This is a genomic window from Bradyrhizobium cytisi, assembly GCF_008123515.1.
GTDB lineage: Bacteria > Pseudomonadota > Alphaproteobacteria > Rhizobiales > Xanthobacteraceae > Bradyrhizobium > Bradyrhizobium cytisi.
The window spans coordinates 172,843-196,365 of sequence record NZ_VSSR01000023.1 but is presented as its reverse complement, the minus strand read 5'-3'; the positions used below and the strand labels follow the sequence as shown (position 1 = coordinate 196,365).

The following is a 23,523-nucleotide window of genomic DNA, read 5'->3' as shown; positions in this document are numbered from 1 at the left end:
CCATGAACGACTCCGTCTCGAAGCCCCCCATCGATCCATCGATCCAGGTCTCGCCGGACAATCCCTGCCCGTTCCTCCGGGGCCTTGTCGGCGAGGGTCTTGTCGACGGCGGCACGGTCCCGCTCCGGACGCTGTCGCAGACCATCGCAAATGCAAGCGGCGAGACTGGAGCGAAAAAGACGCTGGCCCGCATCCAAGTCCGCGGCGTTGCGCTGATCGCCAATGGCGCCTGTCACATCCTGCAAAGCATCTTCTGGGGCGCGCAGCTCAATGGCTTGCGCGGCGGTCCGCTCGACAAGCTCGGTGCCGGCTCGCGCATCCTCGGCGTCGACGGGGGCGTCAACGAGGACGAGATTGCGCGGCTCGCCAGTTTCGGCGGCACTTATGCCGATCCCAATGGCGGCACCGAGACCGGGCTCAACGCCTCGCAAATCCAAACCTTCATGAACGACAATCTCAAGCGCGCCGGCAATCAGTCGCGCTGGTATTACCCAATCCTGATGAAGTTCGAATGGCCGGTCCTGCTCAAGATCATGGGCAAGGGTCAGGGTGATGACCGCTATCTCAGCGTGGCCGAGGTGAGGACATTGTTCAACAAGCGCAAATTCCCTGACAGGATCACCCAGCGGGTCGTCAGTCAGCCGGTTACCCCGCCCTCGCTTATATTGCGCGTTGCCGGCGGATTAGCCGCTGCGCTGCTCGTCTTTGGCATCGTGGCGCTGCGCTTTCCCGATCAATTCCAGCCGATGTTGCCCGGCATCCTCGGGGACCTGGTGGCGCCGCCATTGCCGGAGCACGTCGAACCCCGCGCCGCGTACTGGCTCGAGCAAAACTGGGCGCTGGAGGACCGGCACTGGTTTCATCACGCCAGCCAAGGCACGGCGACCTTCCCGGTGCCCTATAGCTGGTTCATGGCGCTCGAGCAGCCGCGGCTTCATTTCTTCGCAAAGCCGGGGATGCTGCATGACAGCGACCATCTGCAGCGCTTCGGCTTCATCCCCAGCCCGCAGACGCTCAACACCGACGACGCCACGCTGCGCCGGTTCGGCTATGCCAACGTCTACGACAAGACGAGGCCGGTGCCGGCACGGCTTTGGGATCCGCCGGTCAACTGGGGCGCCCAGGCTGAAAACGTCGACGGCCTGCCGGTCGGCTTTGCGCGCATGACCGGCGTGCCCGATCCTGCGACCGGCCAGGTCGGCGAGGACCGGATCGGCCTGACCTGCGCCGCATGCCACACCGGCCAGATCCACTACAAAGGCATCGATATCCGCTTCGACGGCGGCCCGGCGATGACCGATCTGAGGAAGCTCGAGGTCACGACCGGCCTGTCGATCGCCTATACGCTCCTCGTGCCGGGTCGCTTCACGCGCTTCGCCGACCGTGTGCTCGGCCCCTCCGCCAGCGATGCGGATCGCGATGCGCTGAAGCAGAAGTTGAGCACGATCGGCACGTTCCTGGTCGACTGGGAGAAGACCTACAAGAAAACCATCGACGGCAAGACGAGGTTCAACGAGAAGACGAAGCGGGACGAGCAGCAGCAGGACACCGAGGAAGGTTACGGCCGCCTCGACGCACTCAACCGCATCGGCAATCAGGTCTTCTCCCAGGACATGACGCTGAGCGGCCTCAGCGGCTTCGAGAAGAATCTGCATGCCAAGGACGCGCCGGTCAGCTTCCCGCCGATCTGGACCGTGCCTTGGCTCAAATTCGCGCAATATGACGCTTCCATCGAACAACCGCTGATCCGCAACGCCGGCGAAGCGCTGGGCGTAACCGCGCTGCTCAACTTGTCCGACAATGCACCCAAGGACACGCTGTTCCGCTCATCGATGGACATCAAGAATCTGAACTGGATCGAGGATCTGCTGAAGGGGTCGCCGCCCTATCCGAAAAAGCAGCTCTCCGGACTGACATCACCGAAATGGCCGTCGGACATCTTTGGCAATGATGCCTGGAAGATCGATGGCGACCGCGTCAAGAATGGCCGTAAGCTCTACGCGCAGATTTGCGCCGAATGCCATCTCGGGCCGGTCAACGATCCCGTGTTCGACACCGAATTTCCGGACCAGAGCATCTGGTCTTCGTCGCGCTGGCAGACCATCGGCAACGACAAATTCCTGAACGAGGTGCAAAAGAGCGTCAAAGGCATGGGGACCGATCCCGCTCAGGCCGGTGTGCTGGCGACGCGGACGGTTCAGGTGCCGGGCTTTCTCAAGCTCGATCCCACGCAGAAGCTCAATGCCTGGTGGAGCTGCAATCTGCCGGATATTTCTTCGACCGACATGCCTTACTCGGTCGGCTTGATGGTGCTCGTCGACATCGTCAGCCGCAAAGCGATGGACGATGCGAAGATCGACCCGAAGGCTCAGCAGATCTGGTGGGGTGCGCGCCAGAATTGCCCGAATCCCGGTCCGCAGCCGCCCGACAAGAAGGAGCCGCCGCCCTGGTATCGCGCGCGCCCGCTCAACGGCGTCTGGGCCACCGCGCCTTACCTGCACAACGGATCGGTGCCCTCGCTCTACTGGATGCTGAGCCCCGCAGCCGAGCGCCCGAAATCGTTCTGCATGGGTGGTGGTCGCGACTACGATCCGAAGCAGGTCGGCTTCGCGGTCGCCGATGGCGAGAGCTGCAAGACCGGGCAGTCGCGCTTCTCGACGCGAGCGTCTGATGGCACCGAGATGTTCGGCAACAGCAATGCCGGCCACTCGTTCGATGGCACGCCGGGCCCGGGCAAGGACGGCACCATCGGCCGCGTGCTGAAAGAGCAAGAGCGCTACGATTTGATCGAGTATCTGAAGACGCTGTAGTCAAAGCCCTCGCCGTCATGGCCGGGCTTGTCCCGGCCATCCACGATCTTTACCGCGGCACTGAGAACGTGGATGCCCGGGACAAGCCCGGGCATGACGGAGATTGCGGAACGCTCAGTGGCTCTGGATGCTCCGGGTCTTCATCACTTGAACAGCGGCGTGCCCGGCACGAACGCATCAAATGCGGCCCAGAACTGGGAGCGGTAGCGGTCCTGCTCCTGCAGGATCTCGTGCTTCGAGCCGGCGATCACGAGATGGGAGCCGGCGCGCAAATGGTAGGCGAACTCCTCGATCGCCGCGGTCGAAACCACGCTGTCGTTGGAGGCCGCCAGCATCAGGATCGGCTGGCGGATCTCGGACGGGTAGTTCATGCCCTTGAAGACGTCCATCGCACGGAACGCGGTATCGGCCCAGGCGACCGTCGGTGACGCCAGGCCGAGCGTGGGATCCTCCTCCAGGATCGCGGCGTTGCGCGCATAGCGCACGGGATCGCTGGTCAGGGGATTGTTGATGAAGGGCGACAGCCCGGTGAGGTGGTCGCTGCCGCCGGGAATGTACCCGCCGCCCCGCCCCAGCAACCGCATCGTCTTCAACAGCGCCCGCACTGGAAACGAGGTGGCGCGGCCCGGCAGGTCGATCATCGGCGCCGACAGCACCATGCGGTCGAACCAGCGCTTTTGCGCATGCGCCAGCCGCAACAGCACCGCGCCGCCCATGGAATGGGCCAGCGCGAAGAACGGCGGCGGGCAATCCGGCAGCACAACCTGCTGCACGAAGGTCTCGACGTCGATCTCGTAGTCGGCGAAGTTGCGCACATAGCCCTTGCGCGGATCGCGCAGGCGGCGCGAGGAATGTCCCTGCCCGCGCCAGTCGAACGTTGCCACCGCAAAGCCGCGGTCGCGCAAATCGCGCACGGTCTCGAAATATTTCTCGATCTGCTCGCTGCGCCCGGTGAAGACGCAGACGGTGCCCTTGCGGTTCGCCGGCGGCGCCCAGCGCGCAAAGCGCAGCTCGACGCCATCGGGCGTCTTGATGGTGCCGCTGACGACGTCTTCGGGAACGGGATTGGACGGGATCGAGACCAGCGTCATGATTGGGAGTGCGTGGGCGCCAAGTGCTGCAAATCAGGGGGGCGGGAGCGCCTAAAAGGCGCCATTGCCGCCCTCTTGAACGCTGTCTGGACTCACCCATATCACCTCAGTGCAGGCCGCTACCAGTGTTTCGGAACCGGAACATCAGGCTGCACACAGACTAAAGCCCGGCCCGATTGGCGGGCGGGTTACCCGAACAGTCGCTCAATGGAGGACTTGACCATGCGTACCTACGATCTCACCCCGTTCTATCGTTCCACCGTCGGCTTCGATCGCCTCTTCAACCTGCTCGACCAGGCAGGCTCTGACGGCAGCCCCGGTTATCCCCCCTACAACATCGAGCGCACCGGCGAGAACACCTACCGCATCACTGTTGCGGTCTCCGGCTTCGCCAAGGATGAGCTCTCCCTCGTCGCGAAGGAAAACACGCTGACGATCAAGGGCGAGAAAGTCGCCAGCGAGAACTCGAAGTCCGAAGTGCTCTATCGCGGTATCGCCGCCCGAGCCTTCGAGCGCGCCTTCCAGCTTGCCGACTTCGTGCAGGTGAAGGACGCCTCGCTCGAGAACGGCCTGCTCCACGTCGACCTCGTGCGCGAGATTCCCGAAGCCAAGAAGCCGCGCCAGATCGCGATCAACACCGGCGCAGCAAAGGCGCAGGTGATCGAGAGCTCAGTCGCCGCCTAAGCAGCACATAACCTTCAAGGTTGCGAAAACGCCCCGGTGCCCCGGGGCGTTTTTTGCGCTGCATCACAGAGTGGTGAGGATGCGTAACGCCGCGACCTTACGCTCCGTCCTTTGGGCATCGCACCCAAAACAAGACGGAGAACGATCATGCCTTTCTGGCGCAGCCTTTTCGTCGCCGCGAGCCTGCTGGCGGCCCCCATCAGCCTTGCCCATGCGCAGACCCCGCAGACGGTGAAGGCGAAGAACGTCGTGCTGGTGCATGGCGCCTGGGCCGATGGCTCGAGCTGGTCGGAGGTGATCCCGATCCTTCAGGCCGCAGGCCTCAACGTCACCGCCGTGCAGAATCCGCTGGGATCGCTCGCCGAGTCGGTCGATGCGACCAAGCGCGCGCTGGCCGAGCAGGATGGTCCGACCGTGCTGGTCGCGCATTCCTGGGGCGGCACCGTGATCAGCCAGGTCGGCACCGATCCGAAGGTCACCGGCCTCGTCTACATCGCCGCGCGCGCCCCCGATGCCAACGAGGATTTCGTCGCGTTGTCGAAGCAGTTTCCGGCGGGACCCGCGCGTGCCGGCATCGTCGAGCGCGACGGCTACACAAAACTTTCCGAAGATGCCTTCCTGAAATATTTCGCCAACGGCGTCGCGCCGGAACGCGCGAAGGAGCTCTACGCGGTGCAGTGGCCGACGGCCGCCTCGATCTTCGCCGGCCGCACCACTGAAGCCGCCTGGCATTCGAAGCCGAGCTGGTACGCGGTGTCAAAGAACGACGGCACCATCAACCCCGATTTCGAACGCTTCCTCGCCAAGCGCATGAACGCGACCACGATCGAGCTCGATGCCGGCCACCTCTCGCTGGTGTCGCATCCGAAGGAGGTTGCGAATTTGATCATGGAGGCGGCCGGGTATCCGCGCAGCTGAGCGGCGATCGCTGAAAATGCAAAAGGCGCCTGAGCATTTCGGGCGCCTTTTGTTTTGCTCAGCTGTCTCCGCGCTGTCGCGTCAAGCGCGCGTCGCTCTAATCCAGCCCCTGTGCCGCCGGCATCTCTTGCGTCGGCAAGATCGTTGCCGGCGGCTTCGCCTGACCAATGGTGGGTGCGGCAGCCTCGGCCGGCTTTGCCTGCACGGCGGCCGTCTGCTGCGCCTGCGATGCCTGGACCTGCTGCGCCGTCTGCTCGGCGGGCTTGGTAGCCGCGACCGGTGTCTCGACCCGCTGCGGAGCCGCCTTGGGCAGCGGAACGGCGCGGCTGGCGACATGCGGGATCGGCGCTGGCGGGCGCGGCGGGCCGCCACGGACCATGGTCGGCGGCGGCAGCGCGCTTTGCGGCCGGTAAGGTGCAACCGAAGGCTCCTCATAGGCCGGCGCCATGCCATAGGCATCAGCCGCCGGCATGAAGCGGATAATCCGCCCGTCGCGGGCATCGATCACGAGCCGGCCGTCGTCGCCGCGACGGTCGATCACCGCGATGGTATAGACCGCGCCGCGCAGGCGCGGGATGCCGAGCGGCGAGAAGCCGTTTTCGCGCAGCACCGCGTAGACCTCGGTGGGCGGCAGCAGCGCCGGCGCCGGGCCGCGCTCCTCATAACCATAGCCGTAGCCGTAACGCGGCGGTGGCGCGGCGTCCGGTGGCCCGTAGGGTCCATCGAAATCCGACACCGCGATCATGGCCCCGCCGGAAAGACCGCTCGCCGGAATCTGAGCCTGAGCAGCGGTTGCGGCTAGCGCCAGGGTGGCCGCGGCCACACATCCTGTGAAAAACTTCATGGTCGACACGCTCCTGTCAGGCCCCCGGATGGTCGCGCTCTTTCGCTTCTTGCGGCGTGGCGCGCCTTTCGAAGGGGCGATCCGAAGCTTCATTCGGGATTTCGGCGTCGGCAGGGCCGGATCAGGGCGCGTTTGCTTCAAAACCGGGGCCGCGCGCCATTCAGAAAGCGGCGATTGACACTTTGGGAATCGGGACTTTCGCGCGCTTGTGTGATAGACAAAAATTTGGCAAGGTGATGTTTAGGACAGGAAGACTGTCTCAATTTTGCTTGCGGTTCCGGCATAGGGATTGCAACAAAAATCGGTGCTCTCGAGCGCCGCGAAGGTACCAGGCAAAGCCGTTCTCGGGGACGAAGAACGCCTTGGCCTGAATTTAAGAAAATGCGGCTCGCAGAGGACGAGCGGTGGCCCAAAACCGGGTGCCGCGGGACGTCCAAGGTGCGCCGAAGATGGCGGTGAGGCAGCTTGCCGCATGGAGAGGACGAGGACATGAACGGGTCGCAATTCGAGCGCGCAAACATCGTGGCAGAAGAGCTGTCGGCGACGGTCGCCTCGAAAACGACCGATCCGATTCAGGAACACAATTCGCGCCCGCCGGCCGAAGGTCTCTACGATCCGAGCCTGGAGAAGGATTCCTGCGGCGTCGGCTTCATCGCCAACATCAAGGGCAAGAAGTCCCACGAGATCGTCTCGGACGCGCTCAGCATCCTCTGCAACCTCGAGCACCGCGGCGCCGTCGGCGCCGATCCGCGCGCCGGTGACGGCGCCGGCATCTTGGTCCAGATCCCGCACGCCTTCTTCAGCCGCAAGGCCAAGGAGATCGGCTTCGCGCTGCCCGCGCCCGGCGAATACGCCATCGGCGCGCTGTTCATGCCGCGCGACACCGCCTGGCGCAACGTCATCAAGAGCATCATCGCCGACCAGATCAAGGCGGAAGGCCTGACCCTGCTCGGCTGGCGCGACGTGCCGACCGACAATTCCTCGCTCGGCGTCACCGTGAAGCCGACCGAGCCCGCCTGCATGCAGGTGTTCATCGGCCGCAACGGCACCGCCAAGACCGAGGACGATTTCGAGCGCCGGCTCTACATCCTGCGCAAGTCGATCTCGCAGGCGATCTACCAGCGCCGCGACCGCGGGCTCGCAGGCTATTACCCCTGCTCGATGTCCTGCCGCACCGTGATCTACAAGGGCATGTTCCTCGCCGACCAGCTCGGCAAGTACTATCCCGATTTGCACGAGAAGGATTTCGAGAGCGCGCTCGCGCTCGTTCACCAGCGCTTCTCGACCAACACCTTCCCGGCGTGGTCGCTGGCGCATCCCTACCGCATGATCGCGCATAACGGCGAGATCAACACGCTGCGCGGCAACACCAACTGGATGGCGGCGCGCCAGGCCTCTGTGAGCTCCGAGCTGTACGGCAAGGACATCAACCGGCTGTGGCCGATCTCCTACGAAGGCCAGTCGGACACTGCCTGCTTCGATAACGCGCTCGAATTCCTGGTGCAGGGCGGCTACTCGCTGCCGCACGCCGTCATGATGATGATTCCGGAGGCGTGGGCCGGCAATCCCTTGATGGATGAGAAGCGCCGCGCCTTCTACGAATATCACGCCGCCCTGATGGAGCCGTGGGACGGCCCCGCCGCGATCGCCTTCACCGACGGCCGCCAGATCGGCGCCACGCTCGACCGCAACGGTCTGCGGCCGGCGCGGTACCTCGTGACCAAGGACGACCGTATCGTGATGGCGTCCGAAATGGGCGTGCTGACGATCCCCGAGGACCAGATCATCACCAAGTGGCGGTTGCAGCCCGGCAAGATGCTGCTGGTCGACCTCGAGCAGGGCCGCTTGATCCCCGACGACGAGATCAAGGCCGAGCTGGCGCGCAGCCATCCCTACGAGGAGTGGCTGGAGCGGACCCAGATCGTGCTGGAAGAGCTGCCGAAGGTGCCGACCACCGGCGTGCGCTCTAACCTATCGCTTTTGGATCGCCAGCAGGCGTTCGGCTACAGCCAGGAAGACATCGCCATCCTGATGACACCGATGGCGTCCATCGGCGAGGAAGCGGCCGGCTCGATGGGCAACGACACGCCGATATCGGCGCTGTCGGACAGGGCCAAGCCGCTGTTCACCTACTTCAAGCAGAACTTTGCGCAGGTCACCAACCCGCCGATCGACCCGATCCGCGAGGAGCTGGTGATGAGCCTGGTCTCGATCATCGGGCCGCGGCCGAACCTGTTCGATCTGCAGGGCCTTGCCACAACCAAGCGCCTCGAAGCACGCCAACCGATCCTGACCGATGCCGATCTCGAAAAGATCCGCTCGATCTCGGATGTGGCCGAGTCGCACTTCAAGTCGCGCACGCTGGACACCACCTTCCACGCCGGTCTCGGCGCGGCCGGCATGGACCAGGTGCTCGACGAGCTCTGCGCGCGCGCGGAAGCTGCGGTGCGCGAGGGCGTCAACATCATTATCCTGTCCGACCGCATGGTCGGCACTGACCGCGTGCCGATCCCGTCGCTGCTGGCCTGCGCCTCCGTGCACCACCATCTGATCCGCACCGGCCTGCGCACCTCGGTCGGCCTCGTCGTCGAGTCCGGCGAGCCGCGCGAAGTGCATCACTTCGCCTGCCTCGCGGGTTACGGCGCTGAAGCGATCAATCCCTATCTGGCTTTCGAAACCATCATCGCGATGAAGGACCGCCTGCCCGGCCCGCTCGACGACTACGAGATCGTCAAGCGCTACATCAAGTCGATCGGCAAGGGCCTGCTCAAGGTGATGTCCAAGATGGGCATCTCGACCTACCAGTCCTATTGCGGCGCGCAGATCTTCGACGCGGTCGGCCTCAAGGCGGACTTCGTCGGAAAGTTCTTCGTCGGCACGCATACCCGCGTCGAAGGCGTGGGTCTCGCCGAGATCGCGGAAGAGGCCGTGCGCCGCCATGCCGACGCGTTCGGCGAGGCGCTGGTCTACAAGACCGCGCTCGATGTCGGTGGTGAATACGCCTATCGCAGCCGCGGCGAGGATCATGCCTGGACCGCCGAGTCGGTCGGGCTGCTTCAGCATGCCGCCCGCGGCAATTCGCTGGAGCGCTATCGCGCCTTCGCAAAAATCCTCAACGAGCAGTCGGAGCGGCTGCTGACGCTGCGCGGCCTGTTCCGGATCAAGAATGCGGACGAAGAGAAGCGCAAGCCCATTCCGCTCGATCAGGTCGAGCCGGCCAAGGACATCGTCAATCGTTTCGCCACGGGTGCGATGAGCTTCGGCTCGATCTCGCGCGAGGCGCACACGACGCTTGCGATCGCCATGAACCGGATCGGCGGCAAGTCGAACACCGGTGAAGGCGGCGAGGAAGCGGATCGCTTCAAGCCGATGCCGAACGGCGACAGCATGCGTTCGGCGATCAAGCAGGTCGCTTCCGGCCGCTTCGGCGTCACCACGGAGTATCTCGTCAACTCCGACATGATGCAGATCAAGATGGCGCAGGGCGCCAAGCCCGGCGAAGGCGGCCAGCTGCCCGGCCACAAGGTCGACGCGACCATCGCAAAAGTTCGTCATTCGACGCCGGGCGTCGGCCTGATCTCGCCGCCGCCGCACCACGACATCTACTCGATCGAGGATCTGGCGCAGCTGATCTACGACCTCAAGAACGTCAACCCGACGGGCGACGTTTCGGTCAAGCTCGTCTCCGAGATCGGTGTCGGCACCGTCGCCGCGGGCGTCGCCAAGGCGCGCGCCGATCATGTCACCATCGCGGGCTTCGAGGGCGGCACCGGCGCCTCGCCGCTGACCTCGATCAAGCATGCCGGCTCGCCGTGGGAAATCGGCCTTGCCGAAACCCACCAGACGCTGGTGCGCGAGCGGCTGCGCAGCCGCATCGTGGTCCAGGTCGACGGCGGCTTCCGCACCGGTCGTGACGTCGTGATCGGCGCGCTGCTCGGTGCCGACGAGTTCGGCTTTGCCACCGCGCCGCTGATTGCGGCCGGCTGCATCATGATGCGCAAGTGCCATCTCAACACCTGCCCGGTCGGCGTCGCCACGCAAGATCCCGTGCTGCGCAAGCGCTTCACCGGCCAGCCCGAGCACGTGATCAACTACTTCTTCTTCGTCGCGGAGGAAGTCCGCGAGATCATGGCCTCGCTCGGCTTCCGCACCTTCAACGAGATGATCGGCCAAGTTCAGCTGCTCGACCAGACCAAGCTGGTCGCGCACTGGAAGGCCAAGGGGCTCGACTTCTCGAAGCTCTTCGTCAAGCAGAAGGAGGAGAAGGGCCAGAAGATCTATCACTCCGAGCGCCAGAACCATCATCTGGAGGCGGTGCTCGACCGCACGCTGATCGAGAAGGCACAGCCCTCGCTCGATCGCGGCGCGCCGGTGAAGATCGAGGCTGCGATCAACAGCACCAACCGCTCCGCCGGTGCGATGCTGTCCGGCACGGTCGCCAAGATCTACGGCCACGCCGGCCTGCCGCAGGACACCATCCATGTCAGCCTCAAGGGCACCGCGGGTCAGGCCTTCGGTGCGTGGCTCGCCAACGGCGTCACCTTCGAGCTCGAAGGTGAAGCCAACGACTATGTCGGCAAGGGCCTCTCTGGCGGCAAGATCATCGTCAAGCCGCCGGCCAACAGCAGCATCGTGCCGGAAGAGAGCATCATCGTCGGCAACACCGTGATGTACGGCGCGATTCAGGGCGAGTGCTACTTCCGCGGCGTCGCCGGCGAACGCTTTGCCGTGCGCAACTCGGGCGCGGTCGCCGTCGTCGAAGGCGCGGGCGATCATTGTTGCGAATACATGACCGGCGGCATCGTGGTCGTGCTCGGCAAGACCGGGCGCAACTTCGCGGCCGGCATGTCCGGCGGCATCGCCTATGTGCTCGACGAGACCGGCGATTTCGACAAGCTGTGCAACATGGCGATGGTCGAGCTCGAGCCGGTGCTGTCGGAAGAGCTGATCAATGCCGGCACCTACAACCACTCGGGTGACCTCGAGGCGCATGGCCGGGTCGACGTGTTCAAGAACCTGCTCGACTCCGACGTCGAGCGCCTGCACGTCCTGATCTCGCGCCATGCGAAAGCGACCGGCTCCAACCGCGCCGCCGACATCCTTGCCAATTGGAAGGATTGGCTGCCCAAATTCCGAAAGGTGATGCCGGTCGAGTACCGGCGCGCGCTGCGCGAAATGGCGGCCAACGCGGACGCCGAGCCGAAAATCGCGATCGGGGCCTAGGAATATCAGCGCCCGTCATTGCGAGCGTAGCGAAGCAATCCAGACTTTCTCCTCGGATATAGACTGGATTGCTTCGTCGCTTCGCTCCTCGCAATGACGGTGGGGAAGCAACAAACGAATTTAAGCGGCAGGGACTTCGGGTTTAATGGGCAAGATCACGGGTTTTCTCGAAATCGAACGGCATGACCGCAAGTACACCCCGGTCGCCGAGCGCGTGAAGCATTACAACGAGTTCGTCGTTCCCTTGACCGAGAAGGAAACGCGCGACCAGGCTGCGCGCTGCATGAACTGCGGCATTCCCTATTGCCACGGCACCGGCTCGGTCGCGCCCGGCACGCCCGGCTGCCCGGTCAACAACCAGATCCCCGATTTCAACGACCTCGTCTATCAGGGCAATTGGGAAGAAGCCTCGCGCAACCTGCACTCGACCAACAATTTCCCGGAGTTCACCGGCCGCATCTGTCCGGCTCCATGTGAAGCCTCCTGCACGCTCAACATCGACGACAACCCCGTCACCATCAAGACCATCGAATGCGCGATCGTCGATCGTGCCTGGGACAATGGCTGGCTGAAGCCTGAAGTCGCGGCGGTGAAAACCGGCAAGAAGGTCGCCGTGATCGGCTCGGGTCCGGCCGGCATGGCCTGCGCGCAGCAGCTCGCGCGCGCCGGCCACGACGTGCACCTGTTCGAGAAGTACGCCAAGGCCGGCGGCCTTCTTCGTTATGGCATTCCCGACTTCAAGATGGAGAAGGGCATCATCGACCGCCGCGTCACACAGATGGAAGGTGAAGGCGTCACCTTCCACTACAACAGCCATGTCGGCGTCGACGGCAATGTCGATCCGCGCGAGATGTTGAACGAGTACGACGCCGTTGCGCTGACCGGCGGCGCAGAGGCTCCGCGCGACTTGGCGATCCCCGGCCGCGAGCTCGACGGTATTCACTACGCGATGGACTTCCTGCCGCAACAGAACCGCCGCGTCTCGGAGGAGCCGCTGAACGGCGTCACCGAGATTTTGGCCGGCGGCAAGCATGTCGTCGTCATTGGTGGTGGCGACACCGGCTCTGACTGCATCGGCACCTCGCTGCGCCAGGGCGCGCTCTCGGTGACCCAGCTCGAGATCATGCCCGCCCCGCCCGAGCGCGAGAACAAGGGCCTGACCTGGCCGAACTGGCCGCTCAAGATGCGCACGTCGTCGAGCCAGGCCGAAGGCGCGGTCCGCGAATACGCCGTGCTGACGCAGAAGTTTTCCGGCGAGAACGGCAAGGTCAAGAAGCTGCACTGCGTGCGCATCGACGACAAGTTCAAGCCGATTGCCGGCACCGAGTTCGAGCTCGATGCCGAGTTGATCCTGCTCGCGATGGGCTTTGTCCATCCCGTCCACGAGGGCCTGTTGAAGCAGCTCGCGATCGATCTCGACCCGCGCGGCAACGTCAAGGCCAACACGCTGGACTACCAGACCTCGCGCCCGAACGTGTTCTCCGCCGGCGACATGCGGCGCGGGCAATCGCTGGTGGTGTGGGCGATCCGCGAGGGCCGGCTGTGCGCAAGGTCGATCGACACGTTCCTGATGGGGAAGACGGACCTGCCGCGGTAGGTTCGGTCATTCCGGGGCGCGCCACTTGGCGCGAGCCCGGAATCCATCGGGCCTCAGGGACGGTGGATAAATGGATTCCGGGCTCGCGCTTCGCGCGCCCCGGAATGACGGCGGAAAGAGCCGCGCCCTCGCCTTTTGCCTCGCTGAATGTGCACGGCGGCAGGCGTACTAATTCTGCAGCCTCACCCCGACCATCACCACCGTCCCCTGCGAGCTTGAGCCCGGCTGGTTCGAGTCCAGGATGTCGTGGCGCAGCGTGCCCTTGATCCAGACATTGCGGTTGAGCTTGTAGATCAGGTTGCCTTCAAGCGAGTAGGTCTTGTCGTTGCGGTTCTGGCCCTGATAGTCGTAGGTGCCGTAGGTGAACTTGCCGATCGCGGTGAGCCAGCGGCGGAAGTCATGATCCACCTCGGCAGCATAGGTGTGCACCAGCACGCCGGAGGAGCCGGGGATCGTGGTTTCCGCGATCTGCGTGTCGGTGTTGAATTTCACCGTGGTCAGGCCGCTCGCGTTCCAGATCAGCGAGCCCGAGGTCAGGAAACCCGAGAGCTGGCTCAGCCGCGGGTCGACATAGTTGCGCGCGGAGTAGCCGACCGAGATCTCGCCGGTAAGGATGCGCGAGAATTCAAAGGACGAGCCGACCTTGGCATAGCCGCCGTTTGAATCGCGCAAGTATCCGTTGCGATCGGCGGCCTGATCGTGGACGCGGTTGTCGCCTTCGATCTCGACGAACGGCTTGAGGCCCGGCTTGAGCTCATAGGAGAAACGCCCGACGCCGCCATACTGGTTGAAATCGCGATCGTCGTTGCTGAAGGTCGAGCCGTCGGTGAGTTTGGAGTCGGTATAGGCGGTGCGGTCGATCGTGGCGCCGGCCGCGACCTGGAAGCGGTTAAAAGTCTGGTCGAAACCGAAGGTGCCGCCATAGGTGGCGTAAACGGGATATTTCTGCAGGCCGGCCTGCACGTTCGGGCTGCCGGGATTGTCGGTGGCGAGGCGCAGGCGCAGCTGCGAGGTCAGCTTGAGATCGCGGTCGACGTCGAAACGGCCGTCGACATGGCCAGTGAAATCGGGACGGTTGATTTCGACCGGCGACGGCGAGGCAAGTCCGTCGATCGTCGCCGGCATGTTGTTGGTGTAGCCCGAGAACGAGCCGCGCAGATCTGCGACCAGCGCGTGGCGTTCCCAGTCGGACATGACGAGAAGATCGGGCGCGACGACGTAGACCGGCGAGCCGACCGGCTTCTGCAGGCGCGCAGGATTGGTGTCGTAGCCGGTGGAAAGCTCGAGGCCGCCCTTGATCAGGAAGCTGCCGGCGTAATCGCCGACCGCGCCGAACGCATCGTCATCGATCTTGAGGCGACGGCGCTGAGGCTGACCGGGTACGGTGCCGGCCATCGCCGGCGGCACCGGCGTCTTGTTCGCGGTCTCCGACGGCGGTGGCGCAATGCGCGGTGCGCCGAGAGGGGACAGTGTCGGTGTTACGGACGGCACCGGCGAGCCCGGACCTGTGGGCTTCTTCGGCTTCGGCTGGCCCGGATAGAGTCTTGGCTGCTGGCGCTTGCGGTTGAGCGAGTCGTAGCCGGAGCTGCTCGCGCCGTTGGCTGCGGGCAGGCCATACGTCGGGACCTGACCGATACGCGACGGCGCAGGCCTCTCGCGGCTCTTGCGCGGATCGTCGTTGGGATCCGGCGGCGCCGGGATCGCATCCGATGGCGCCTGCGGGACAGCGGCCGTGCGGCGCGTCGGCAGGGTGTCGGGCGCGACGAAGCCGCCGCGATTGGGATTGAACAGATCGGGCGTCAGGCTCTGGGCGGCCGCCGGGCCGGTTTCCAGTGCGGTCAGCAGCAGGCATGGCAAAGCGGCGCGAAAGACGTACGCGCAACTGCTCCGGCCCCTACCTGGAGGCGACCCCACGATGGAATAACTCCAACGAAATCAAACGCTTCTTCGATGCCCTTCCGCGAATGCGCGGGAACCATCGTTAATGGAGTTAAAACAATTATGGTTAATGACCGGTTGAGGGCGTTGGAGCCCGCGTCGCCTCGTCGGCGCGGGCGTGCTAAGGAGGCGGCAATCGCCCTACCTCTCTGGATAGATGCATGCCGAGCTCGAAACCGCTGATGACCCCATCATCCGGCCCTACCCCGACAAGCGTCGAATCCGCGCTCCGCACGCTGGAGACCGAGAGCGGCGGCATCAACGCGCTCGCGACCGCCCTGCGCGGTCCGCTGGGAGAGGCGTTCGCTAGGGCTGTCGACCTGATCCGCAACGCCAAGGGCCGTGTCATCGTCACCGGGCTCGGCAAGTCCGGCCACATGGCGCGCAAGATCGCAGCGACCCTGGCCTCGACAGGCACGCCGGCGTTCTTCGTTCACACCGCTGAAGCCGCCCATGGCGATCTCGGCATGATCACCACCGACGACGTCATCATGGCGCTGTCCTGGTCCGGCGAGCAGCCGGAGATGAAGACGCTGGTGAACTATTCGGCGCGGTTCGCGATCCCGATGATTGCGGTGACGTCGAACGCGGCCTCCTCGCTGGGCCAGGCCGCCGACATCGTGATCGAGCTGCCGAAGGCGCGCGAGGCCTGCCCGCACAATCTGGCGCCGACCACCTCGACCATGATGCAGGTCGCGATCGGCGATGCCATTGCGATTGCGCTGCTCGAAGGCCGCGGCTTCACCGCGCTGGAATTCGCCCACTTCCATCCCGGCGGCAAGCTGGGCGCGATGCTGAAATTCGTCCGCGACTACATGCGCACCGGTGCGGAGATCCCGGTGAAGCCTGAAGGCACCAAGATGTCCGATGCGGTGATGGAGATGTCCGCCAAGGGGCTCGGCTGCGTCTGCATCGTCAACGCCGCCAACGAGGCCGTCGGCATCATCACCGACGGCGATCTGCGCCGTCACATGCGGCCGGACCTGCTGACGGCTTCGGTCGACGATATCATGACCAGGCAGCCAAAGACGGTGCCGCCCTCGATGCTCGCGACCGAGATGATCGAGGTGCTGAACACCCGCAAGATCACGACGCTGCTGGTGACCGAGGCGGACCAGGTGGTCGGCATCGTGCATCTGCACGATCTCTTGCGCGCGGGCGTGGCGTAGAGCGCTCTCGCCTCCGTCATTGCGAGCGAAGCGAAGCAATCCAGACTGTCTCCGCGGAGACAGTCTGGATTGCTTCGTCGCAAGGGCTCCTCGCGATGACGGGCGGTTAGACCTGCGCCGGAAACCGCGCTGCCTTCTCCTCCAGCGGCAATCGTAGCCCGTTCGCCAGATACGACACGGTGCGGTAGAAGCCGCACAGCAGCATGACCTCCAGGATCTGGGCCTCGTCGTAATGCGCCGACAGTCCAGCAAACTCCGCGTCGGTGAACGTCGCGCGGTGATGCAGCGCGTCCACCGCCGCGATCAGACCCTGCTCGGCCGGCGACCAGCAGGGTGAGTTCGCATCGCCCTCAACAGTTGCGCGTACCTCATCCTCGGTGAGCTTCGCTGCGCCGGCGAAGATCGCGACATGGACGCCCCATTCATATTCGCAACGGTTGAGCGCACAGGTGCGATCGATGACGATCTCGCGCTGGCGCAGCGACAGCGGACCGGGATCGAGCAGGCCGGCGGCGCGAAACTTGTCCCAGGCGCGGGTGTGCCCCGCCATGACCCGGAACAGCACCAGCGGCGGCGCGCCGCGCATGATGCGATCGAACTGCGCCTGGATCTCCGGGGGATAAGGCGGCGCGAGCGGAGCGATACGCGGCGTCGGGGATGACATGGCCGTCCTCCTTGCTACACTTACTGTAGCAATACGCTACATTATCCGTAGCAAGACGCAAGAGGGGGCGCGATGGCGAAACAACCAGCATCAGGGGCGCGCCGCGTGCGTGGCTCGCGCAGCGGGCGGCCGATCATGGCGCTGCTCGATCTGCTCGGCCGGCGCTGGAGCCTGCGGATCCTGTGGGAGCTGCGCGAGGATCCCCTCACCTCGCGCGCGCTTCGCGCCGCCTGCGACGAGGCTTCGCCGACGGTGCTGCAGGCGCGACTGACGGAGTTGCGCGAGGCGGGGTTCGTCGAGCTGGGCGATGGCGGCGGCTATGGCCTGACGGCGCTCGGGCGGGATCTGTGCGAGACATTCATGCCGCTACACAGGTTTGCGGAGAGGTGGCACAGCAAGACCGGTGCCTAGGTCTGGCAATCCAGCCTCAACAAGCTCGTCATTGCGGTGGATTACGCCGCTGCCACCGTCAGATTGGCGCCGTCCACCTGCACCACCTTCACCCGCGTTCCCGCCGGTGTGTCCGGGCCTGCCACGCGCCACACCGTGTCGCCGATGCGCATGGTGCCGTTGCCGTCGATGATCGGCTTCTCCAGCGTGAACTCGCGGCCCAGCAGCGCCTCGCTGCGCTTGTTGAGGAAGGGGCTTGCGCTTGCCTCCGGCTTCGGCCGGGCGAGCCGGCGCCACACCGGCACGGCAGCGGCCGCGAACACCGCGAACATCACGAGCTGGATTTGCCAGGAGATAACGACAGCGAACGAGATCAGGCCGACCAGCAACGCCGCAAGTCCGAGCCAGAACAGGAACACGCCCGGCGCGATCACCTCCAGCGCCATCAAGATGAAGCCGAAGATCAGCCAGTTCCAGGTGCCGAGCGATACGAACATGTCGGTCATGACACGACCTCTAAAAATTGGCGCATGACCTTATGGGAAGGCCATGCACTGATCCTATCCCTGCCGCGGCGGCACGGCCGGCGGCGTAGGAGCGGAGGATGGCACCGAGCCGCCGCGACGGGCGGCAGCGGCAGCGGATACGGCACTTTCGCCGAACGTCGCCTTGGCGATCTCGCCGATGCCGGCAAGCGAACCCAGCATGCCCATCGCTTCGACCGGCAGCATGATGACCTTCTGGTTCGGCGACTCCGCCAGCTGGCCGAACGCCTTGATGTACTTGTCGGCGATAAAGTAGTTCAACGCCGCCACGTCACCCTTGGCGATTGCCTCGCTGACCATTTGCGTGGCCTTGGCCTCGGCTTCCGCCGATCGCTCGCGCGCTTCGGCGTCGCGGAAGGCGGCCTCGCGGCGGCCTTCGGCTTGCAGGATCTGCCCCTGCTTGGCGCCCTCGGCGCGCAGGATCTCGGACTGGCGCGCACCTTCGGCCTGAAGGATGTCGGCGCGCTTGACACGCTCGGCCTTCATCTGCCGGCCCATCGCTTCGACGAGGTCGGCGGGCGGCACGATATCCTTGATCTCGATGCGATTGACCTTGAGGCCCCAAGGCGAGACCGCGGCATCGACGACGCGCAGCAGGCGCTCGTTGATCTCGTCACGGTGCGACAGCACCTGATCGAGATCCATCGAGCCCATCACCGATCGGATGTTGGTCATGGTCAGCACAATGATCGCCTGCTCGAGGTTGGAGACCTCGTAGCTCGCCTTCGCGGCATCGAACACCTGGAAGAAGGCGACGCCGTCCACCGTCACGGTGGCGTTGTCCTTGGTGATGACCTCCTGCTCGGGAATGTTGATCACCTGCTCCATCATGTTGATCTTGCGCCCGACACGGTCGAAATAGGGCACGATCAGATTGAGCCCGGGGCTCAGCGTCTGGGTGTATTTGCCGAACCGCTCGATGGTCCAGTCATAGCCCTGCGGCACCGTCTTCACGCCGGCGATCAGCGTGACGATGACGAGCAACACCAGAACAATCGCGAAAATATCGAAACCGCTCATATTTCCTCCAAGGCGGGAAAGCCCTTTCCCGTGCTGCCATTGGTCGGGACCAGGACCCTACCGGTTCAGCGGTCGCCTTTCACGTCGGCATCCACGCCATTCTGCACAAGATGCACGGAGAGGGAACGGTCACGGTTATGTATTTGCGGTCTGGCCTTGAAAGCTCGGAGGCGCAGACCTAGCGGCAAATGTTAAGGATTTGCACCGCTACTCGATAACATCGTTCGCGGTTGCGAGCAGGCTTGGAGGCAGCGTGACACCAATCGCCTTGGCCGTCTTCAGGTTGATCGCCAATTCGAACTTGGTGGGATTCTGGACCGGTAGGTCGGCCGCCTGCGCGCCTCTGAGGATGCGGTCGATGTAGCTGGCGGCGCGGCGAAGCTGCTCGGCACTGTCGGTGCTGTAAGCCATCAGCCCGCCTTCATCGACGAAGATGCGGCTCCAGAACATTGCCGGCGCCCGCACTTGCGCAATGGCCGCGAGCAGAGGCGCGCGATTGGCCATGGTGAAGAAGTCGGGCAGCACCAGGAAACCGCCATCTCTGTGCGAGGCCAGCGCGGCAAGCGAGACTGCGTCGTGGACCGGCGCAGGCTCGACTGTCACATGAAGCGCGCGTCCGGCCTGCTCGATCGCGTGCAACATGAGGCCAGCGAAAGGCGCAGTCGCGGGATTGTAGACGACAAAGACGCGTGACACCCTTGGCTGGATCTGCGTCAGCAGGTCCAGCCACTTGCCGGCGAGCGGGCCGTCATAATCGGTGAAGCCGGTGATGTTGCCGCCGGGATGGGCGAGGTTTTTGACAAAGCCCTGGCTGACAGGGTCGGTGATCACGGCAAAGACGATCGGCGCCGCCGTACGCTTCTGCAGTTCCTCGACCGAGGGCGTACCGATCGCGAACAAGACATCTGGCTTGAGCGCGACCAGCTCCTCTGCGAACTTCGCGGTCCGCTGCCTGTCACCGTCGCCGCTGCGCCAGTCGATTTGCAGATTGGCCGTTTCCTTCCAGCCGTGGGCGGCGAGCGCCTCGGCAAGGGGAGCCTGCCCGATCACGTCATCTTCGGTGACCGTGAGCACGCCGAGCCGTCGCATTGTCGTCGGCTGCTGCGCCAGAGCGGACGGCGCCAACGCGGTGATCGCCCCAAGAAGCGCCAGACATTCGCGGCGGTTCATGAAGCGATCCTCATATCCAGCCTTGCAGCTCGCGCAGCACCAGCGTGCGGATCACATCCATGCCGGGATCGCTGTCGTTGAGGCAGGGGATCGCCGAGAACTGCTCGCCACCATTGTGCTTGAAGATCTCGGCGTTCTCCTGCGCGATCTCCTCCAGCGTCTCCAGGCAGTCGGTCGAAAAACCCGGTGTCACTACGGCGATGCGGCGCACACCCTCCTTGGCGAGACGCTCCATCGTCTTGTCGGTGTAGGGCTGCAGCCACTCGTCATTGCCAAAGCGCGACTGGAAGGTCAGCAGCAGCCTTGTTTCGTCCATGCCGAGCCGGCGGCGCAGCGCCGCGGTCGTGGCGATGCAGTGGCTCTGATAGGGATCGCCCTTGTCGACATAGGATTTCGGCATGCCGTGGAAGGAGGCGACGATCAGCTCGGGCTTGAACGGCAGTGTCGCCAGATGCGTCTCGATCGAGATTGCGAGCGCCTCGATATAGGCCTCGTCCTCGTAATAAGGCGGCGTCACCCGCAGTGTCGGCTGATTGCGCAGGCGGGCGAGCACGCGGAACACCTCGTCGCAGACGGTCGCCGAGGTCGAGGCGGAATATTGCGGATAAAGCGGCACGGCGAGGATGCGATCGCAGCCCTTCGCGATCAGCGCATCGATGCCCGCCTTGATCGAGGGATTGCCGTAGCGCATCGCCCAATCCATCACTAGATGGGCGCGGTCCGACAACGCGGCGGCGAGCTTGTCGGCTTGCGACCGCGTAATAGTCTTCAGCGGCGATTCATTGCGCTCGTTATTCCAGATCTTCCGGTAGTCGAGCGCCTTGGTGCGTGGACGGCTTCGCAGGATGATGCCGTTCAGCACCAGCTGCCAGATCAGGCCCTGGTCCTCGATGACGCGGGCGTCCGAGAGAAATTCCTTGAGATAGACCCGCACGCCCGGGGCATCGGCGGTATCGGGCGTGCCGAGATTGACCAGCAGCACGCCGACGCGCGGCTGGGCCGGTGCTGCGGCCGGTTTCGCGGTCTCATTGGGAACGGTAGCCGTCATGGTCAGTTGCGTCGCGCGTTGCTCCGAACTTGTCAAGATGAGCCCGGTTTCGCTAGGGTCCCCCACGAGCGGGGGAGGGAAGATGACACTCGCAGAATGGTGCGTTCTCGGAGCGCTGCTGCTCTATCTCTTGACGATCGGCTCGATCAAATGGATCCGGTTTCGCGGCTTCGACAATTCCCGGCCGCGCGATCCCGCCTTCTATGAGGACGCCATCGCGCAGCGCGCGCTGGGCGCGCACCAGAACGGGATCGAGACCTTCCCGTTCTTCGCCTTTGCCGTCCTGCTCGCCGAATTCCGGGACTCGCCGCAGCGCCTGATCGACGAGCTCGCGGTGCTGTTCCTGATCGTGCGGATCGCCTATGTCCTGACCTATCTCGGCAACCGCCCGACGCTGCGCTCCATCCTCTGGAGCATCGGCTTTGCGCTCAATCTCGGGATTTTCTTGATGCCGATGCTGAAGCGGTATTTGCCGGTGTGAGCACCCGCGTCCCGGACGCGGTGCAGCGCCATAGCGCGTTGAAGACGCGCGTAAACGCGCTTACGGCGCTGCTCCGCAGAGCCGGGATCCAAAAAGCCAAGCCCTGCCACACGGAGAGATGGGCCCCGGCTGTGCAGCACATCGTCGAAGGGACGCTGCGCTGCGTCCGGGGCACGAGAGTTTGGCTTAAAAACACGTCGTCCGTTCGGCCGCGATGTAGCCGAATAACAGTCCCGCGCCAAACAGCAGCACGAGGGCGGCGGCGCCGAACTCGATGCCGCGCATGAAGAGGGCGCCGCCGCCGTCGCGGACTCCGCTCAGGCGGCCGGCGATGTCCTTGGCGGACACGGCAATCACCGCAATGGCCGCGACCGTGATCGCGGTACCCAGGCCCATCAGGAAGGTCGCGGCGATGCCGGCCCAGAACAGGCCCTGGGCGAGCGCGAAGACCAGCACCAGGATCGCACCCGAACAGGGGCGGATGCCGACGGTCAGGATCGCAGCAAAGCCGCGCCGCCAGCCACCGGGGCCGGCGAGCTCGCTCGGCGTGGGGCCGTGGGAATGGCCGCAATGCTCGTCGTGGACGTGGTCATCAGCGTGGTGTTGAAGGGCGTGTGCGTGATCGTGGTGATCGTGATCATGATGATGGTGGTGATGGCTGTGATCATGGTCGTGCGGCACGCCCGCGATCGCCGGCACCGGCTGCGTCGCCTGGAGCGCGCTGATGAACGTGCGGCCCTTGACCCAGACCAGCCGCAGGCCGAACAGCGCGATCAGGCCATAGCTCGCGATCTCAATCGCGCCCTCCGCCTTGCACATGGTCTTGGCCGTCGCATTCAGGATCCAGGCCGAGATGCCGACGATCAGGATCGCGACCAGCGACTGCATCAGCGCCGAGGCAAACGACAGCGCGATGCCGCGCCGCGCGGTCTCGCGGTTGGCGACGAGATAGGAGGCGATCACGGCCTTGCCGTGGCCGGGGCCGGCGGCGTGGAAGATGCCGTAGGCAAAGGAGATGAAGAGCAGCGTCCACACCGCTGAGCCGTCGGTCTTCGCAGCGCGGATGGTCGACGACATCTGGCGATAGAATTCCGACTGCTTTGCCAGCAGCCAGCCGATGAGGCCGCTGGCCTCGGGCTCGGCCGCCTGCGCCGACTTCGGCGCGCCGAACGGATTTTGCGCGAGGACATCATGGAGCGCGGCATCGGCCACGCCGACGACGAGGAGAACAGCGGCGCAGGCGAGGAGCCCGCGACCAAGATGCGAGAGATGCGGCTTCAAGGGCAATCCACCGTGATCTTGTTGGCGAACATCATGCCGAAATTGGCGTTCGGTCCGTCCATGAAAGTCTGCTCATTGAGCTTCTGCGCAGTCGCGGTGCCGTCGCTGGGACGATCGAGCTTCATCTCACAGCCCGCGGGCGCACCGACCAGCCTGACCGGGTTGTCCTTGGCCATCTGGAAGTCGATGAAGAAGGATCGGTCGAACACTTCCAGCATCAGTTGCTTCGGCTTGAGCGGCGTCTTCAGCGGCAAGGTGAAGTGCAGGGTCAGCACCGTGTCCTTGTAGTCGAGATAATAGTCGACCGGCTCCTGGAATCGCTCCTTCTTGCCGTCGGCTCGCGCGAAGGTGAAGTAAGCATATTCCTTCAGCGACTCGACATTGGTCTGCGCCAGCGGCCCAAGCTCCTCGCGCGTATAGGCCCCTTTCTTCTTGGCCTCGAGCCCCTGCACCGCATAGGCCGAGAACATGTCGTCAAAGGTCCAGGCGTGGCGCACGCCGGTGATGCTGCCGTCCGCGGCGTAGAGCAATTCGCTGGTCGCGGTGATCCAGACATGCGGATGCGCGCGCGCCGCACCTGCCGCAAAGGTCATCGCGGCGGCGAGCAGCAGTCCGAACAGGCGGCGCATCGGAAGTATCCAAACCGGCAG

At 64.6% G+C, this 23,523-nt stretch carries 18 protein-coding genes; 8 read left to right on the top strand and 10 right to left on the bottom strand.

Going from position 1 to position 23,523, the window contains the following annotated elements; genetic code table 11:
- Positions 1-2: 2 nt before the first annotated feature.
- Entirely contained in the window at positions 3-2,810 is a 2,808-nt protein-coding gene (locus tag FXB38_RS15840) for a di-heme-cytochrome C peroxidase (protein ID WP_148751790.1), read from the top strand.
- Positions 2,811-2,953: 143 nt separating this feature from the next.
- Here FXB38_RS15840 and FXB38_RS15835 read toward each other — a convergent pair whose 3' ends face one another.
- A complete protein-coding gene (locus FXB38_RS15835; protein ID WP_148751789.1) occupies positions 2,954-3,901 on the bottom strand; it encodes an alpha/beta fold hydrolase in 948 nt (315 codons plus the stop codon).
- A gap of 222 nt (positions 3,902-4,123) precedes the next feature.
- Here FXB38_RS15835 and FXB38_RS15830 point away from each other — a divergent pair, with 222 nt between their 5' ends.
- Positions 4,124-4,585 carry an Hsp20 family protein gene (locus tag FXB38_RS15830; RefSeq protein WP_187434904.1) on the top strand — a complete coding sequence of 154 codons (462 nt, stop codon included), beginning with the start codon at positions 4,124-4,126 and terminating at the stop codon, positions 4,583-4,585.
- A 147-nt stretch (positions 4,586-4,732) separates the two neighbouring features.
- On the top strand, positions 4,733-5,503 hold the full coding sequence (locus tag FXB38_RS15825; protein ID WP_148751787.1) for an alpha/beta fold hydrolase: 771 nt from the start codon (positions 4,733-4,735) through the stop codon (positions 5,501-5,503).
- Positions 5,504-5,600: 97 nt separating this feature from the next.
- Here FXB38_RS15825 and FXB38_RS15820 read toward each other — a convergent pair whose 3' ends face one another.
- Positions 5,601-6,347, bottom strand: coding sequence for a hypothetical protein (locus FXB38_RS15820; protein ID WP_148751786.1), 747 nt, complete (start codon positions 6,345-6,347; stop codon positions 5,601-5,603).
- Between the two features lie 489 nt (positions 6,348-6,836).
- Here FXB38_RS15820 and gltB point away from each other — a divergent pair, with 489 nt between their 5' ends.
- Both gltB and FXB38_RS15810 read left to right on the top strand, forming a co-directional pair.
- Positions 6,837-11,570, top strand: coding sequence for a glutamate synthase large subunit (gltB, locus tag FXB38_RS15815; protein WP_148751785.1), 4,734 nt, complete (start codon positions 6,837-6,839; stop codon positions 11,568-11,570).
- 145 nt (positions 11,571-11,715) lie between these two features.
- Positions 11,716-13,167 (top strand): glutamate synthase subunit beta, encoded by a 1,452-nt coding sequence (locus FXB38_RS15810; protein ID WP_148751784.1) that lies wholly within the window; start codon positions 11,716-11,718, stop codon positions 13,165-13,167.
- 168 nt (positions 13,168-13,335) lie between these two features.
- On the opposite strand, the gene FXB38_RS15805 is transcribed toward FXB38_RS15810, so the two are convergent.
- Positions 13,336-15,081 carry an outer membrane beta-barrel protein gene (locus tag FXB38_RS15805; protein WP_148751783.1) on the bottom strand — a complete coding sequence of 582 codons (1,746 nt, stop codon included), beginning with the start codon at positions 15,079-15,081 and terminating at the stop codon, positions 13,336-13,338.
- A gap of 185 nt (positions 15,082-15,266) precedes the next feature.
- On the opposite strand from FXB38_RS15805, the gene FXB38_RS15800 reads away from it, so the two are divergent.
- Positions 15,267-16,274, top strand: coding sequence for a KpsF/GutQ family sugar-phosphate isomerase (locus tag FXB38_RS15800; protein ID WP_187434903.1), 1,008 nt, complete (start codon positions 15,267-15,269; stop codon positions 16,272-16,274).
- A gap of 106 nt (positions 16,275-16,380) precedes the next feature.
- Here FXB38_RS15800 and FXB38_RS15795 read toward each other — a convergent pair whose 3' ends face one another.
- Positions 16,381-16,938 carry a carboxymuconolactone decarboxylase family protein gene (locus tag FXB38_RS15795; protein ID WP_148751782.1) on the bottom strand — a complete coding sequence of 186 codons (558 nt, stop codon included), beginning with the start codon at positions 16,936-16,938 and terminating at the stop codon, positions 16,381-16,383.
- Between the two features lie 72 nt (positions 16,939-17,010).
- On the opposite strand from FXB38_RS15795, the gene FXB38_RS15790 reads away from it, so the two are divergent.
- The gene (locus FXB38_RS15790) at positions 17,011-17,349 is read left to right on the top strand and encodes a winged helix-turn-helix transcriptional regulator (protein ID WP_148751781.1); all 339 of its coding nucleotides are present in this window, start codon (positions 17,011-17,013) and stop codon (positions 17,347-17,349) included.
- Between the two features lie 41 nt (positions 17,350-17,390).
- Here FXB38_RS15790 and FXB38_RS15785 read toward each other — a convergent pair whose 3' ends face one another.
- From FXB38_RS15785 to hemH, 4 genes are all read right to left on the bottom strand, one after another.
- Entirely contained in the window at positions 17,391-17,834 is a 444-nt protein-coding gene (locus FXB38_RS15785; RefSeq protein ID WP_148751780.1) for an NfeD family protein, read from the bottom strand.
- 54 nt (positions 17,835-17,888) lie between these two features.
- Positions 17,889-18,893, bottom strand: coding sequence for an SPFH domain-containing protein (locus FXB38_RS15780; RefSeq protein WP_148751779.1), 1,005 nt, complete (start codon positions 18,891-18,893; stop codon positions 17,889-17,891).
- 207 nt (positions 18,894-19,100) lie between these two features.
- Positions 19,101-20,063 carry an ABC transporter substrate-binding protein gene (locus FXB38_RS15775; RefSeq protein WP_148751778.1) on the bottom strand — a complete coding sequence of 321 codons (963 nt, stop codon included), beginning with the start codon at positions 20,061-20,063 and terminating at the stop codon, positions 19,101-19,103.
- Between the two features lie 10 nt (positions 20,064-20,073).
- A complete protein-coding gene (hemH, locus tag FXB38_RS15770; protein WP_148751777.1) occupies positions 20,074-21,111 on the bottom strand; it encodes a ferrochelatase in 1,038 nt (345 codons plus the stop codon).
- Between the two features lie 82 nt (positions 21,112-21,193).
- Between hemH and FXB38_RS15765 the strand changes: the two genes are divergently transcribed.
- Positions 21,194-21,592: an MAPEG family protein gene (locus FXB38_RS15765; protein WP_148751776.1), complete on the top strand. Its 399-nt coding sequence runs from the start codon at positions 21,194-21,196 to the stop codon at positions 21,590-21,592.
- A 186-nt stretch (positions 21,593-21,778) separates the two neighbouring features.
- Here FXB38_RS15765 and FXB38_RS15755 read toward each other — a convergent pair whose 3' ends face one another.
- Both FXB38_RS15755 and FXB38_RS15750 read right to left on the bottom strand, forming a co-directional pair.
- Entirely contained in the window at positions 21,779-22,873 is a 1,095-nt protein-coding gene (locus tag FXB38_RS15755; protein WP_187434902.1) for a nickel/cobalt transporter, read from the bottom strand.
- Entirely contained in the window at positions 22,870-23,502 is a 633-nt protein-coding gene (locus tag FXB38_RS15750; protein WP_187434910.1) for a DUF1007 family protein, read from the bottom strand. The genes FXB38_RS15755 and FXB38_RS15750 overlap by 4 nt, the downstream gene beginning before the upstream one ends.
- Positions 23,503-23,523: the final 21 nt, after the last annotated feature.